The following is a 13,619-nucleotide window of genomic DNA, read 5'->3' as shown; positions in this document are numbered from 1 at the left end:
GCGACGGGGACGCGCACACCGGGACCGGTACCGACAACGACGCGCACACCGGACCCGGCACCCGCGCGGACAGCGACAGCACCCGCGCGGACAGCGGCAGCACCGGCGCCGACAGCCACAGAGACAGCGACAGCCACAGCGACAGCGAAGACGATCTCGTGAGGATGGCTCCATGACCGAGGCGGCGGTGACCGTGGGGGACGAGCGGCTGCGGCGATGGCGGCTGGTGCTCGGCGGCGACGAGGCGGACGGCACCGGACGCGCGCTCTCCGGCCGGGACGCCGCGATGGACGGTGCCCTGACCGCGCTCTACGGAAAGGGGGACGGCGGGCGGTCCGGACGGGACCGTTCGGCGGGGCTCGGGGCGTCCGCGCCGTCGGTCGCGCGCTGGCTCGGCGACATCCGGACCTACTTCCCCTCCTCCGTCGTCCAGGTGATGCAGCGGGACGCCATCGACCGGCTCGGGCTCTCCTCGCTGCTCCTGGAGCCCGAGATGCTGGAGGCCGTGGAGGCCGACGTGCATCTGGTGGGCACCCTCCTCTCCCTCAACAAGGCCATGCCGGAGACGACGAAGGAGACCGCGCGGGCCGTCGTGCGCAAGGTCGTGGAGGACCTGGAGAAGAAGCTCGCCACCCGCACCCGGGCCACGCTCACCGGCGCCCTCGACCGCAGCGCCCGCATCAGCAGGCCCCGCCACCACGACATCGACTGGAACCGCACGATCGCGGCCAACCTGAAGCACTACCTGCCCGAGTACCGCACGGTCGTGCCCGAGCGGCTCATCGGCTACGGACGGGCCTCGCAGTCCGTGAAGAAGGAGGTCGTCCTCTGCATCGACCAGTCGGGGTCGATGGCGGCGTCCGTCGTCTATGCCTCCGTGTTCGGCGCGGTGCTGGCGTCGATGCGGTCCATCGCCACCCGGCTCGTCGTCTTCGACACGGCCGTCGTCGACCTCACGGATCAGCTCGACGACCCGGTCGACGTCCTCTTCGGCACCCAGCTCGGCGGCGGCACGGACATCAACCGGGCGCTCGCCTACTGCCAGTCGCAGATCACCAGACCGGCCGACACGGTCGTCGTCCTCATCAGCGACCTCTACGAGGGCGGGATCCGGGACGAGATGCTGAAGCGGGTCGCGGCGATGAAGGCGTCCGGGGTGCAGTTCGTGGCGCTGCTCGCGCTGTCCGACGAGGGAGCGCCCGCGTACGACCGCGAGCACGCGGCGGCGCTCGCGGCACTCGGCGCGCCCGCCTTCGCCTGCACACCCGATCTCTTCCCCGAGGTGATGGCCGCGGCGATCGAGAAGCGGCCGCTGCCGGTGCCGGACACGGCGTGAGCGTTTCCGTCCTGACCGGAGAGGGCCGGTTCGGGACGGTTCGCGAACTCGGACGGACGAAAGTCCCCGGATCCGCCAGGACGGGCTCCCGCGCCCCGGCCGGCCGGACCGCCCCGGGGGGTCCGTCGGGCCGTGCGGAGCCCTCAGCGGCTGCTCAGGGGGCCTCACGGGGCGCTCCCCGGCCTGGTGAGGGCCGGTCCGGGGCCCGTTCTGTGACAGGTATCACCGCTGTCGTGTGAGCTGCGATTTAGGGTCCCGTGCCCCACGGCGATAACCTGCGAGACGGACATGCCGCGCTCTCGGACACCGTGTGCGCCTCCCTTGTGACAGCGGACGTCACGTTGCCCTTCGCGGCACGCCCACGCATCCAACGAACCGCGAGATCACTGATAGGGACGGACGCGCGTGGACCTGTTCGAGTACCAGGCGAGGGACCTCTTCGCCAAGCACGGTGTACCGGTGCTGGCCGGTGAAGTCATCGACACGCCTGAGGCAGCCCGCGAGGCGACCGAGCGTCTTGGCGGCAAGTCCGTCGTCAAGGCCCAGGTGAAGGTCGGTGGCCGTGGCAAGGCCGGCGGCGTCAAGCTCGCCGCCACCCCGGACGAGGCCGTCGCCCGCGCGACGGACATCCTCGGCATGGACATCAAGGGCCACACGGTCCACAAGGTGATGATCGCCGAGACCGCGCCCGAGATCGTCGAGGAGTACTACGTCTCGTACCTCCTCGACCGCACGAACCGCACCTTCCTCGCCATGGCGTCCGTCCAGGGCGGCGTGGAGATCGAGGTCGTCGCGGAGGAGAACCCCGACGCCCTCGCGAAGGTGCCGGTCGACGCCAACGAAGGCGTGTCGATCGAGAAGGCCCGTGAGATCGTCGCCCAGGCGAAGTTCCCGGCCGAGGTCGCCGACCAGGTGGCCGAGATCCTGGTGACGCTGTGGGACACCTTCATCAAGGAGGACGCCCTCCTCGTCGAGGTGAACCCGCTCGCCAAGGTCGCCTCCGGCAAGGTCATCGCCCTCGACGGCAAGGTGTCGCTGGACGAGAACGCCGAGTTCCGTCAGCCCGACCACGAGGCGCTGGTCGACCACGCGGCCGCCAACCCCCTCGAGGCCGCCGCCAAGGCCAAGAACCTCAACTACGTCAAGCTCGACGGCGAGGTCGGCATCATCGGCAACGGCGCGGGTCTCGTCATGAGCACCCTGGACGTCGTCGCGTACGCCGGTGAGAACCACGGTGGCGTCAAGCCCGCCAACTTCCTCGACATCGGCGGCGGCGCCTCCGCCGCGGTCATGGCGAACGGCCTGGAGATCATCCTCGGCGACCCGGACGTCAAGTCCGTGTTCGTCAACGTCTTCGGTGGCATCACCGCCTGTGACGAGGTCGCCAACGGCATCGTCCAGGCGCTGCAGCTGCTCGCCGACAAGGGCGAGGAAGTCACCAAGCCGCTGGTCGTGCGTCTGGACGGCAACAACGCCGAGCTGGGTCGTCAGATCCTGTCGGACGCCAACCACCCGCTGGTCCAGCGCGTGGACACCATGGACGGCGCGGCCGACAAGGCCGCCGAGCTCGCGGCTGCGAAGTAAGGGACGAGGGACTAAACAGCCATGGCTATCTTCCTCAACAAGGACAGCAAGGTCATCGTCCAGGGCATGACCGGTGCCACGGGTATGAAGCACACCAAGCTCATGCTCGCGGACGGGACGAACATCGTCGGTGGCGTGAACCCGCGCAAGGCGGGCACCTCCGTCGACATCGACGGCAACGAGATCCCCGTCTTCGGCACGGTCGCCGAGGCCATGGAGAAGACCGGCGCCAACGTGTCCGTCCTCTTCGTGCCGCCGGCCTTCGCCAAGGCCGCCGTGGTCGAGGCGATCGACGCGGAGATCCCCCTCGCGGTCGTCATCACCGAGGGCATCGCCGTCCACGACTCCGCCGCCTTCTGGGCGTACGCGAAGTCGAAGGGCAACAAGACCCGCATCATCGGCCCGAACTGCCCCGGTCTCATCACCCCGGGCCAGTCCAACGCCGGCATCATCCCGGGCGACATCACGAAGCCGGGCCGCATCGGCCTGGTCTCGAAGTCCGGCACGCTGACGTACCAGATGATGTACGAGCTCCGTGACATCGGCTTCTCGTCCGCCGTCGGCATCGGTGGCGACCCGGTCATCGGTACGACGCACATCGACGCGCTCGCCGCGTTCGAGGCCGACCCCGACACCGACCTGATCGTCATGATCGGCGAGATCGGCGGCGACGCCGAGGAGCGCGCGGCCGACTTCATCAAGGCCAACGTGACGAAGCCGGTCGTCGGTTACGTCGCCGGCTTCACCGCGCCCGAGGGCAAGACCATGGGCCACGCCGGCGCCATCGTCTCCGGCTCCTCCGGCACGGCCGCCGCGAAGAAGGAGGCCCTCGAGGCCGCGGGCGTCAAGGTCGGCAAGACGCCGACCGAGACGGCCAAGCTGGCGCGCGAGATCCTTGCCGGCTGAGTCCTCGCACGACCGAACGCCGGTGGGCCCGCACCCTTTCGAGGGTGCGGGCCCACCGGCGTTCTCGCGTCACCGCCACTCCCGGCCGCGGGGGTCAGCGGTTCTCCGGGATCAGCCGCTCCGGACCGTGCATCTCCCGCGACCGCAGCCGGGCGCGCAGCTTGAGCTCCGCCGACGAGAGCGGGCCGGGAGCGGCCCGGGGCGGCAGGCCGTGGATCGTCTCCGGCGGCGCGAGCGGGGCCTCGTAGTGGTCCGGGGCGGTACCGAGCGTCAGGGCCGTCACCCCGATCAGCAGGGCCGTGAAGGCGATCGCGGCCCGGGTCCACTGCTGGGCCCGGCGCTCCCCGTACCAGCGGACGGTACGGGGCTTCGCCGCGCGCAGCCGCTCCGCGCTCGCCAGCTCCGTGAGCCGCCGGTGCAGGTCCCCCGGCGACGTCAGCTCCGGCAGCCGGGTGGCGACGGCCTCGCGCGCGTGCAGCACACGGTTGGCCGCCGCGGGCGTGCTCGCCTCCGTCTCGGCCGCAGTCTCCGGCAGCCCGAGCCCCACGCCGTCGAACAGCACGAGGGTGCGGCGGTACACCGGCGGCAGCTCGAGGAGCGCGTCGAGCAGGGCGCGGTCGGCGGGGGCCGTGGGCGGTGCCTCCGGGTGCCGGTAGCGGGGGCGCAGCCGGTGCCAGGGGGAGAGCGCGTACTCGTAGACCGTCGCGCGCACCCATCCGGCCGGGTCGGGGTCCACGGCCACCTCGGGCCAGCGGTACCAGGCCTGCTGGAACGCCCGTTCCACCGACTCGCGGGCCAGTTCGCGCCGCCCGGTCAGCAGATAGGCCTGGCGTACGAGGGCGGGGGCGCAGAACGCGTAGAGGGCGTCGAAGGCCTGAGCGGGCGTCAGCGAGGACTCCGCGAGCCCGGAGTCCCCGGCCGCGTCGAGCCGCTCCTCGGCGGGCCGTCTCCCGGGCCGGTTCCGCCCGGGCCGCTCCCCGGTACTGGCGGAACGTTTCCCTTCCGCGACCGGCCGCTCTCCTCGTACGGCCGTCCGGGCGATCTCGCGGGCCGGTGCCGCTCCCGTCCCCGCCCCCACCAGCTCGGGGGCGACGTCCTCCTGACGGGTGTTCATCTCCGCCCGGGCGGAGGCCGGATCGGTCAGGAGGAGTCTCGTGTACGCCTCCCGCATACGGCCGCGCGGGGCCGAACGGCCGGTCTCCCACGAGCGCACCGTCGCCCGGCTGACGCCGAGCCGGGTGGCCACGTCCGTCTGGGTGAGCGACCGGCTCTCGCGCAGACGCCGGCGCTCCTTGGGCGCCGGCAGCGGGGAGGCGGGGCTCTGTGTCAGATCGGGTTCCACAGACTGCCCCTTCGTACGAAAAAGTACATAACTGCATATTGAGCGACACATCCAGGGTTCGCCTGTTACGACGAGAAAGCGCGTGTCGTTGGGAGCATGAGGGTCGTGACCCAAATCACCGACCGCAGGCTCTCGTTGTCGCACCTGCTCACCCGGATGCGCGACCGATCACCCGGACTGGCCACGAGCCTCCTGGGCGGCGTCTTCGCCGCGGGGCTCGGACTCGCCTCGTTCGCCGTTCTCGCCATGGTGCTGTGGATCAGCTCGCCGTATCCGGACAGCGGGCCCGGCGGGGCGCTGCACGCCGCCGCCGCGCTCTGGCTGCTCGCCCACGGGGTGGAGCTGATCCGCACCGACACCCTGTCAGGGCTGCCGATGCCGGTGGGGGTGACGCCGCTGCTCCTGCTCGCCCTTCCGGTGTGGCTGCTCCACCGGGCCGCCCGGGAGGCGGCCGACGTCACGTCGGAGTCGTCACCGCGCACGGCCTGGGCCGGTGTCGTGGCCGGCTATCTGGCCGTCGGCGGGGCCGCCGCGGCGTACGCCTCCGGCGGCACGCTGCGCCCCTCCTGGGTGTGGGCGGCGCTCTGCCTCCCCCTGCTCGCGGTGACGGCCGCGGGAGCGGGGGTCTGGACGGCGCACGGGCGCCCGTGGGGCCCGAGGCCGGTGCGGGGGAGGCGGCCCGGGAAGCCGCTGCCGCTCCCCGGCGGACACCGGAGCGCCGGGACGGCTCCGGCTCCGGCCTCGGGGCGTCCGCTCCCGGCCGCGCGCCGTCTCGTCGGCGCCGACGACCGGGTGCTCGGCGCCGCCGCGCGGGCCGCCACGGCCGGGGTCGCGGTCCTCGTCGGCGGCGGAGCCCTGCTCGTGGCGGCGTCCCTCGTGTGGCACGGGGACACGGCGCGCGCCTCCCTCGTCCAGGTCGCCGGGGTGTGGTCGGGCCGCTTCGCCGTCCTGCTGCTGTGCCTGGTCCTGGTGCCGAACGCGGCCGTATGGGGGGCCGCCTACGGACTCGGTCCCGGAGTCGTCCTGAGCGCGGGTCATGTCGCAGGGCCGCTGACCGCCGCCGTCCCGGGGACGCACGCGCCCGCCGGTCCGCTCCCCGCGTTCCCGCTGCTCGCGGCCCTGCCGCAGGCGGGGTCCGGGGCGCCGCCGGCCTGGCTGAGCGGGCTGGTGCCGCTGGCCGCCGGGGTGACCGTGGCGTGGTGCGCGGTGAAGGCGGGGGCCGAACAGGGGAGCGCGGGCCGCGGGGAGCCCTGGCCGCTCGGGCGGACGGTGACCGTCGTGTCGATCGCCGCCGGATGGTGCGGGATCGCGCTCGGCGTGCTCGCCGGACTGGCCGGCGGGCCGCTCGGGGTCCACGCCCTGAGCCACTTCGGGCCGGTGTGGTGGCAGGTCGGGCCGGTGGCGGCGGTGTGGACGGCGGTCGTCGGCATTCCCGTCGCGGCGGGTGCGGCCGAGTGGAGGAATCGGGGGCGTGCGCTGGTCAGGGGCGCGTGGGCGCGCCCGAAGGCGCGCGGGACCTGGTCGGCTCCGCGGCCGTGGACCCGCCTGCGGATGCCGTGGCGCAGGGGTGCCGCCGTGCCGTCGGTGCCGACGCCGCTGCCGCTCCAGGGCTCCCCGTCCGGCGCCGGCCGGACCGGCCCCACGGTGCTGGAGTCGGTCGTCGAGAGCTTCGACCCGTACGAGGCCTACGACCCCGACGATTCCTACGACCCCTTCGAGCCGTACGACCTGCTGCCCGGGGAGGCTCCTGCGGGCGCCTGGTACGGGGACCTGTCGAGCGAGACCCGCCGGGAGACGTTGCGCAAGGCGGGCGGGGAGAGCACCCCTCCCGGGTCCGGGGACCCGCAGGGTCCGTCGGACGAGGAGCGGCACGACGGCCCGGAGGGCGGGAAGGACCGTGAGGGCCGGGAGGGCGGGGAGACGTCCGGGAACGCCGACGGGCGGGGTCCGCGGAGCGAGGACGGACCGGCCGCCCCGGAGGGCAGGTCGCCCCACTGAGCTGCGCTGACTTCCGTGCTGCCGGGCCGGGCGGGGTCCCCTGAGCTCCGGCTCCGGCTCCCGTCCTGTCGGGCCGGGCGGGGTTCCCGGGGCCCGGATTCCGCCCCGCCGGGCCGGGAGAGGTTCGCCGGGTCCCGGCTCAGCGGTCCGAGCGGGGGCGCGGTGAGCCGGTGGGTCTCTCGGGGAGTCCCTGGCCCTGCTGTGGCGGCCCCTGCGTCCGTGTCCCAGGGGCCCGTTCAGGACCGGCGGGTCGGCCTGGCGGGTCCGGGCACGACCGCGGGCGGGCCGGACGTGGTTCCGTCCGGCCCGGCGTGCAGGGCGGGGTCAGTCGTGGGTGCCCAGGAGGCCGCGGAGGTCCTTCGGGAGCAGGTCGTTGCAGGACTTCTTCGCGGCGTTCGTCAGGGCGTCGTTCGTGCAGGAGTAGTAGTCGCTGTAGACGAGGTGGGCGGTGAAGACCCCCGCGACCAGCACGATGGCCAGCGACGCGGTGACGATGCCGCTCACCGCGGCGGTCAGCTGCGGGCGGCTGTTCGCATCGGGCGCCGGGGCGTCCGGGTCCGGCGTCCGCGACCGGGAACGCAGCGCGCTGCCGCCCCAGTACAGGGCGAGCGCGCCGAGCAGCAGGGCCACGTACGGCCAGCCGAAGAGGACGAAGAAGAACGCCCACATACCGGAGAGCAGGGCGTAACGGGCGCGGCGCTGGGCCGGGTCCGTGGGGTCCCAGCGCATGCCGCCGCCGGGCGTGCCGCCCGGGCCCTCGGGACCGCCCTGCCCCTGCGGGGCGCGCGGCCGGTCGCCGAAGCCGCCGCCGCTGGACGGGCCGGGCTGCCGGTCGCTCCACTGGCTGCCCCAGGGGGAGGGGCCGTCCTGGCCGCCGTCCGCGCCGCCCTCGCCGGAGCCCTGTCCGGGCCGACGTGGCTGCCAGGGCCGGTCGGGCGTCCCCTCCGGCGGCGGTGCGAACGGGTTGTCGTCCTGGCCGGGAGGGGTGCCGGGCGTGTCGGGTCCGTGCCCGTCCGAGCCGCCGGTGCCCGCCGAGCCGCCGTTCCCGTCCGCGGAGCCGGGCTCGCCGGTGGAACCGTCGCCCGGCCTCGGCGGGGTGGACGAAGGGCGCCGCTCGCGCAGCAGGAGCGGAGGGAGTCGGAGACTGCGGTCCGGCATCAGGTGAGCGTCTTCCCCTTGGTGGTTCTGGCAGGCGGCGTGTCCACACGGTTTCGCCCGCGACGCGCGCCCCGGGCCGGTCCTTCCGGGCTGACGCCTCGGCCGGTCCGCCCCGGACCGACGCCCCGAGCTTTCGCACTCCGGACTCGCGCCCCGAGTTTCGTACCCCCCGGCACCCGCTCCGGAGGTCTCCGGGGCCCGTGCCGCAGGTGGTGCCGGGGCCACGCCCCGGACGTTCGTTCTCGTCCCAGGTCAACGTCCCGCGCGCACAGGGCGTTCCCCGTGCCGGAGGTGTTCCCGGGTGGATCCTCCCCAGACGCTACCTTCCGGCCTCGCCCCCGTCCCGTGGGGGCCGCCCGGTGTGCCGGTATCGTTGCTGACGGTCGGCCGGTTCGTAGACTTCCCCGTATCCCGGGGCGCGAAGCATTCGTACGACCGTACAAACGCTCCCCCGAGAAAGGGCCCCCTCGTGGCCAAGACCAAGCGCCTCGTCGTGCTGGTCTCCGGATCAGGTACGAATCTGCAGGCCCTGCTCGACGCCGTCGCGGAGGCGGGCCCGGCGGCCTACGGTGCCGAGATCGTGGCCGTCGGCGCCGACCGGGACGGCATCGAGGGGCTCGCGCGGGCCGAGCGGGCCGGGCTCCCGACCTTCGTCTGCAAGGTCAAGGACCACGCCGGCCGTGACGACTGGGACCGGGCGCTCGCCGAGGCGACCGCCGCGTACGAGCCCGACCTCGTCGTGTCCGCCGGGTTCATGAAGATCGTGGGGAAGGAATTCCTCGCCCGGTTCGGCGGGCGGTTCGTCAACACCCACCCCGCGCTGCTGCCCAGTTTTCCCGGCGCCCACGGCGTCCGTGACGCGCTCGCGTACGGAGCCCGGGTCACCGGCTGCACCGTCCACTTCGTCGACGACGGCGTCGACACCGGACCGATCATCGCGCAGGGCGTGGTGGAGGTCCGGGACGAGGACGACGAGAGCGCTCTGCACGAGCGCATCAAGGAAGTCGAGCGAAGGCTGCTCGTCGATGTCGTGGGGCGGCTCGCCCGCAACGGCTATCGCATTGAGGGACGAAAGGTAGTTATCCAGTGACCGCCGACAGCACAGTCACGGCCGACAGCACCGAGGGCACCAAGCGGGTCATCCGCCGCGCGCTGGTCAGCGTGTACGACAAGACCGGCCTCGAGGAGCTGGCCCGCGGGCTGCACGCCGCCGGCGTCGAGCTCGTCTCCACCGGGTCCACCGCCGCGAAGATCGCCGCGGCCGGGGTGCCCGTCACCAAGGTGGAGGAGCTGACCGGCTTCCCCGAGTGCCTGGACGGCCGCGTCAAGACCCTGCACCCCAAGGTCCACGCCGGCATCCTCGCCGACCTGCGTCTCGAGAGCCACCGGCAGCAGCTGGCCGAGCTCGGCGTCGAGCCCTTCGACCTGGTCGTCGTCAACCTCTACCCGTTCCGGGAGACGGTCGCGTCCGGCGCCACCCCGGACGAGTGCGTCGAGCAGATCGACATCGGCGGTCCCTCGATGGTCCGCGCGGCCGCCAAGAACCACCCCTCGGTCGCCGTCGTCACCAGCCCCGGCCGTTACGACGACGTCCTCGGCGCCGTGCGGAGCGGCGGCTTCGACCTGCGCACCCGCAAGCGGCTCGCCGCCGAGGCCTTCCAGCACACGGCCGCCTACGACGTCGCCGTCGCCTCCTGGTTCGCCTCCTCGTACGCGCCCGTCGACGACTCCCAGTTCCCCGACTTCCTCGGCGCCACCTGGGAGCGCGCGCACACCCTGCGCTACGGCGAGAACCCGCACCAGCCCGCCGCCCTCTACACCTCCGGCACGGGCGGCCTCGCCGAGGCCGAGCAGCTGCACGGCAAGGAGATGTCGTACAACAACTACACGGACACGGACGCCGCGCGCCGTGCCGCGTACGACCACGAGGACCCCTGCGTCGCGATCATCAAGCACGCCAACCCGTGCGGGATCGCCGTCGCGTCGAACGTCGCCGAGGCGCACCGCAAGGCGCACGCCTGCGACCCGCTGTCCGCGTTCGGCGGTGTGATCGCGGTCAACCGCCCGGTCACCAAGGAGATGGCCGAGCAGGTCGCGGAGATCTTCACCGAGGTCATCGTCGCGCCCGAGTACGAGGACGGCGCCCTCGAGGCCCTCACCAAGAAGAAGAACATCCGCGTGCTGCGGGCCCATCAGGCCCCGGCCGCCCCGGTCGAGATCAAGCCCGTCGACGGCGGCGCGCTGCTCCAGGTCACCGACCGCCTCCAGGCCGCCGGCGACAACCCGGCGAGCTGGACGCTGGCGACCGGTGACGCCCTGAGCGAGGGCGAGCTGGACGAGCTGGCCTTCGCCTGGCGCGCCTGCCGCGCGGTGAAGTCCAATGCCATCCTGCTCGCCAAGGACGGCGCCTCGGTCGGCGTCGGCATGGGCCAGGTCAACCGCGTCGACTCCGCGAAGCTCGCGGTCGAGCGGGCCGGTGCGGAGCGTGCCCGCGGTTCCTACGCCGCTTCGGACGCGTTCTTCCCGTTCCCCGACGGCCTGGAGATCCTGGCCGACGCCGGCGTCAAGGCCGTGGTCCAGCCGGGCGGTTCGGTCCGCGACGAGCTGGTCGTGGAGGCCGCGAAGAAGGCCGGCATCACGATGTACTTCACCGGTACGCGCCACTTCTTCCACTGATCGGGCTGAACGACGCGAGGGCCGTGTCCCCCTTCGACGGGGGGACACGGCCCTCGGCGCGTGACGGAACGGCCGGTACGCGACCGGACGGTCAGTAACGGGGACGGTTGAACCACGCGGCTCCGGACGGCGCGATCATCGCCGCCGCCATCACACCGCCGAAGCCGACCCACAGCAGCGCGAACACCAGCGACGCGGAGGACCCGACGTCCGCCGCGTTGATCAGGCCCAGGAAGCCCATCAGGGAGCCCAGGATGCCGTACACCATGGTGGTGATCCGGATGCCCTGGCCGCCTCTGGTGAACTTGACGCCCAGCGTGATCGACAGAGCCGCGAGGCCGAGGAAGATCAGCGCGATCACGAAGATGATGCCCGCGGAGGCGTGGCCGATGTCGGACAGGCCGTTGTTGCCGAAGGTGTCCTCGCCGGCGTTCGACGCGTCGTTGATCGTCGCGGCGCCGAAGATGGCGAAGATGCCGATCAGGATCTGGACGCCCGCCACGATGTACAGCAGCACGCGCGCGGTCGTCATCAGGCCCGGCATCGTCTGCGGCATCATGTTGCCGCCCGGGTAACCGGGGTACGCGGGCTGCTGCGGGTAGCCGTAGCCCTGCGGGGGAACGTTCGGCGGGGCCTGGGGGTACCCGTAGCCGGGAGCGGCCGGCGGTGCGGCGGGAGGCTGCTGCGGCGGGGGGCCGTAGGGGTTGTTCGGGTCGCCGAAACTCATGGCGGGTTTCCTCCGTTGCCTGGTGCGGGGACTACGCGCGGCACGGTTCGGAGGAATTTCTACAGAGCGGTCCGTCCCCCCGGTACTGCCCGCGACACTGTGTGTGCTCATCGTTCTTTAGCAGTCTCTTACTTGTCCAGCGCCATTCCGTATGTGTTGTCCAAGTGCAACATGACTGATCATGGCCTGATACGGGCGAATCGGGCATGCGGCGGCCGTCGTCGGGTGGCTGAAAGGCTGCTCCGGGGGCTGGTGCGGGGCTCGTGCGGGGCTGGTTCGGACTCGGTTCGGACCCGGATTGGAACCTGGGCCGCGTCATCCGGGAGGATGGGGGGCATGACCGCCCAGATTCTCGATGGCAAGGCCACCGCAGCCGCGATCAAGTCCGACCTGACCGTCCGCGTGGCGGCCCTGAAGGAGAAGGGCGTCACGCCCGGCCTCGGGACGGTCCTCGTCGGGGACGACCCCGGAAGCCAGAAGTACGTCGCCGGCAAGCACCGCGACTGCGCCCAGGTCGGCATCGCCTCCATCCAGCGCGAGCTGCCCGCGACCGCCACCCAGGAGGAGATCGAGGCGGTGGTCCGTGAGCTGAACGAGGACCCCGCCTGCACCGGCTACATCGTCCAGCTGCCGCTCCCCAAGGGCATCGACGAGAACCGCATCCTGGAACTGATGGACCCGGACAAGGACGCGGACGGCCTGCACCCGATGAACCTCGGGCGTCTCGTCCTCAACGAGCCCGCCCCGCTGCCCTGCACCCCGAACGGTGTCCTCACGCTCCTGCGCCGCTACGGCGTGGAGATCAAGGGCGCCGAGGTCGTGGTCGTCGGCCGCGGCGTGACCATCGGGCGGCCGATGCCGCTGCTGCTGACGCGGCGCAGCGAGAACGCGACGGTCACCCAGTGCCACACCGGCACCCGGGACCTCTCCGCGCACCTCAAGCGCGCCGACATCATCATCGCCGCCGCCGGGTCCGCGCACCTCGTCCGCGCCGAGGACGTGAAGCCGGGCGCCGCCGTCCTGGACGTCGGTGTCTCGCGCAGCGCCGAGGGCAAGATCGTCGGTGACGTCCACCCGGACGTGGCCGAGGTGGCCGCCTGGATCTCCCCGAACCCGGGCGGGGTCGGCCCCATGACCCGCGCCCAGCTGCTCGTCAACGTGGTGGAAGCGGCGGAGCGCAGTGTCGGCTGACGGCAACACCCACGAGTCCGAGGCCGGCACGGCCCGCGGCGGCGCCGAGTCGGCCGTGCGGGAGGCGGAGGGTGCGGGCGTCCCCGTCTCCGGGAGGGAGACGGGGTCCGGGGCGGAGTCCGGGGTCGAGGGGCTTCCGGAGGAGGAGACCGTGCGGGACGCGATCAGCGCGCCCGACGCCGAGGGCAAGCCCCGGCGCACCACGCGGCGCTTCCCGTTGTTCACCCGCGACACCGCGCGGCCCGAGGGCGGTGGCCGGGCAGCGCCCGGGGACGCCCCCGCGCCGGCGCGGCAGTGGCCCATCCTCACCGTGCTGTCCGCCGTCGCGCTCGGGCTGCTGCTCACCGCGCTCGACCTGTTCCGCGTCGGCACGATCCTGATCGGTGCGGCGCTGCTCGCGGGTGCCGTGATGCGGTGGATGCTGCCCAGCGTCGGCATGCTCGCGGTCCGCTCCCGCTTCACGGACATGGTCACCTACAGCGTCCTGGGGGGCGCCATCGTGGTGCTCGCGCTGATGGCCCAGCCCGGTCCTTGGCTCGAGATCCCGTTCCTCGACGACACCCTGCACTTCACGGTTCGCTGAATCGCGGCGCTCTTGCGTCGGGCCGTTCTCGGCCGTCGGGGCCCGTCCTCCTCATTCGGGAGGGCGGGTCTTGTCGTTTCTCGGGTTCGTGGGCTCGGGGCTGGGGGCTGGGGGGAGG

General features: G+C 72.9%; 11 protein-coding genes. 8 read left to right on the top strand and 3 right to left on the bottom strand.

Annotated elements, in window-relative coordinates; genetic code table 11:
• Positions 1 to 172: 172 nt before the first annotated feature.
• The 3 genes from IO36_RS36680 to sucD all read left to right on the top strand — a co-directional run bounded on the left by IO36_RS36680 (position 173) and on the right by sucD (position 3,826).
• A complete protein-coding gene (locus tag IO36_RS36680) occupies positions 173 to 1,336 on the top strand; it encodes a VWA domain-containing protein (protein WP_037626790.1) in 1,164 nt (387 codons plus the stop codon).
• Positions 1,337 to 1,741: 405 nt separating this feature from the next.
• Positions 1,742 to 2,920, top strand: coding sequence for an ADP-forming succinate--CoA ligase subunit beta (gene sucC, locus IO36_RS36675; RefSeq protein WP_037626788.1), 1,179 nt, complete (start codon positions 1,742 to 1,744; stop codon positions 2,918 to 2,920).
• Positions 2,921 to 2,941: 21 nt separating this feature from the next.
• Positions 2,942 to 3,826, top strand: coding sequence for a succinate--CoA ligase subunit alpha (sucD, locus tag IO36_RS36670; protein ID WP_037626785.1), 885 nt, complete (start codon positions 2,942 to 2,944; stop codon positions 3,824 to 3,826).
• Positions 3,827 to 3,920: 94 nt separating this feature from the next.
• Here the strand turns inward: sucD and IO36_RS36665 are convergent, their stop codons facing one another.
• On the bottom strand, positions 3,921 to 5,156 hold the full coding sequence (locus IO36_RS36665) for a helix-turn-helix domain-containing protein (RefSeq protein ID WP_037627436.1): 1,236 nt from the start codon (positions 5,154 to 5,156) through the stop codon (positions 3,921 to 3,923).
• A gap of 108 nt (positions 5,157 to 5,264) precedes the next feature.
• Between IO36_RS36665 and IO36_RS36660 the strand changes: the two genes are divergently transcribed.
• On the top strand, positions 5,265 to 7,166 hold the full coding sequence (locus IO36_RS36660; RefSeq protein WP_063764942.1) for a cell division protein PerM: 1,902 nt from the start codon (positions 5,265 to 5,267) through the stop codon (positions 7,164 to 7,166).
• Between the two features lie 324 nt (positions 7,167 to 7,490).
• Here IO36_RS36660 and IO36_RS36655 read toward each other — a convergent pair whose 3' ends face one another.
• Positions 7,491 to 8,324 (bottom strand): hypothetical protein, encoded by an 834-nt coding sequence (locus IO36_RS36655; RefSeq protein WP_037626783.1) that lies wholly within the window; start codon positions 8,322 to 8,324, stop codon positions 7,491 to 7,493.
• A gap of 469 nt (positions 8,325 to 8,793) precedes the next feature.
• Here IO36_RS36655 and purN point away from each other — a divergent pair, with 469 nt between their 5' ends.
• Both purN and purH read left to right on the top strand, forming a co-directional pair.
• Positions 8,794 to 9,414 (top strand): phosphoribosylglycinamide formyltransferase, encoded by a 621-nt coding sequence (purN, locus tag IO36_RS36650; RefSeq protein WP_037626781.1) that lies wholly within the window; start codon positions 8,794 to 8,796, stop codon positions 9,412 to 9,414.
• Positions 9,411 to 11,000 (top strand): bifunctional phosphoribosylaminoimidazolecarboxamide formyltransferase/IMP cyclohydrolase, encoded by a 1,590-nt coding sequence (gene purH, locus IO36_RS36645; RefSeq protein WP_037626779.1) that lies wholly within the window; start codon positions 9,411 to 9,413, stop codon positions 10,998 to 11,000. The genes purN and purH overlap by 4 nt, the downstream gene beginning before the upstream one ends.
• A 91-nt stretch (positions 11,001 to 11,091) precedes the next feature.
• Here the strand turns inward: purH and IO36_RS36640 are convergent, their stop codons facing one another.
• Positions 11,092 to 11,727, bottom strand: a complete 636-nt coding sequence (locus IO36_RS36640) for a hypothetical protein (protein WP_037626777.1) — start codon at positions 11,725 to 11,727, stop codon at positions 11,092 to 11,094.
• Between the two features lie 336 nt (positions 11,728 to 12,063).
• On the opposite strand from IO36_RS36640, the gene IO36_RS36635 reads away from it, so the two are divergent.
• Positions 12,064 to 12,918 (top strand): bifunctional methylenetetrahydrofolate dehydrogenase/methenyltetrahydrofolate cyclohydrolase, encoded by an 855-nt coding sequence (locus tag IO36_RS36635; protein ID WP_037626775.1) that lies wholly within the window; start codon positions 12,064 to 12,066, stop codon positions 12,916 to 12,918.
• A gap of 151 nt (positions 12,919 to 13,069) precedes the next feature.
• Positions 13,070 to 13,501, top strand: a complete 432-nt coding sequence (locus tag IO36_RS36630; protein ID WP_051901258.1) for a DUF3017 domain-containing protein — start codon at positions 13,070 to 13,072, stop codon at positions 13,499 to 13,501.
• Positions 13,502 to 13,619 lie beyond the last annotated feature (118 nt).

Source organism: Streptomyces aureus (genome assembly GCF_000725495.1).
Taxonomy (GTDB): Bacteria; Actinomycetota; Actinomycetes; order Streptomycetales; family Streptomycetaceae; genus Streptomyces; species Streptomyces aureus_B.
Note: the sequence above shows the minus strand (reverse complement) of the source record. Positions and strands in the feature narration are given on the sequence as shown.

Coding starts and splice junctions, on each gene's coding strand:
- IO36_RS36660 (WP_063764942.1), top strand. CDS start 5,265: ATGAGGGTCGTGACCCAAATCACCGACCGCAGGCTCTCGTTGTCGCAC.
- IO36_RS36640 (WP_037626777.1), bottom strand. CDS start 11,727: ATGAGTTTCGGCGACCCGAACAACCCCTACGGCCCCCCGCCGCAGCAG.
- IO36_RS36655 (WP_037626783.1), bottom strand. CDS start 8,324: ATGCCGGACCGCAGTCTCCGACTCCCTCCGCTCCTGCTGCGCGAGCGG.
- IO36_RS36635 (WP_037626775.1), top strand. CDS start 12,064: ATGACCGCCCAGATTCTCGATGGCAAGGCCACCGCAGCCGCGATCAAG.
- IO36_RS36680 (WP_037626790.1), top strand. CDS start 173: ATGACCGAGGCGGCGGTGACCGTGGGGGACGAGCGGCTGCGGCGATGG.
- sucD (WP_037626785.1), top strand. CDS start 2,942: ATGGCTATCTTCCTCAACAAGGACAGCAAGGTCATCGTCCAGGGCATG.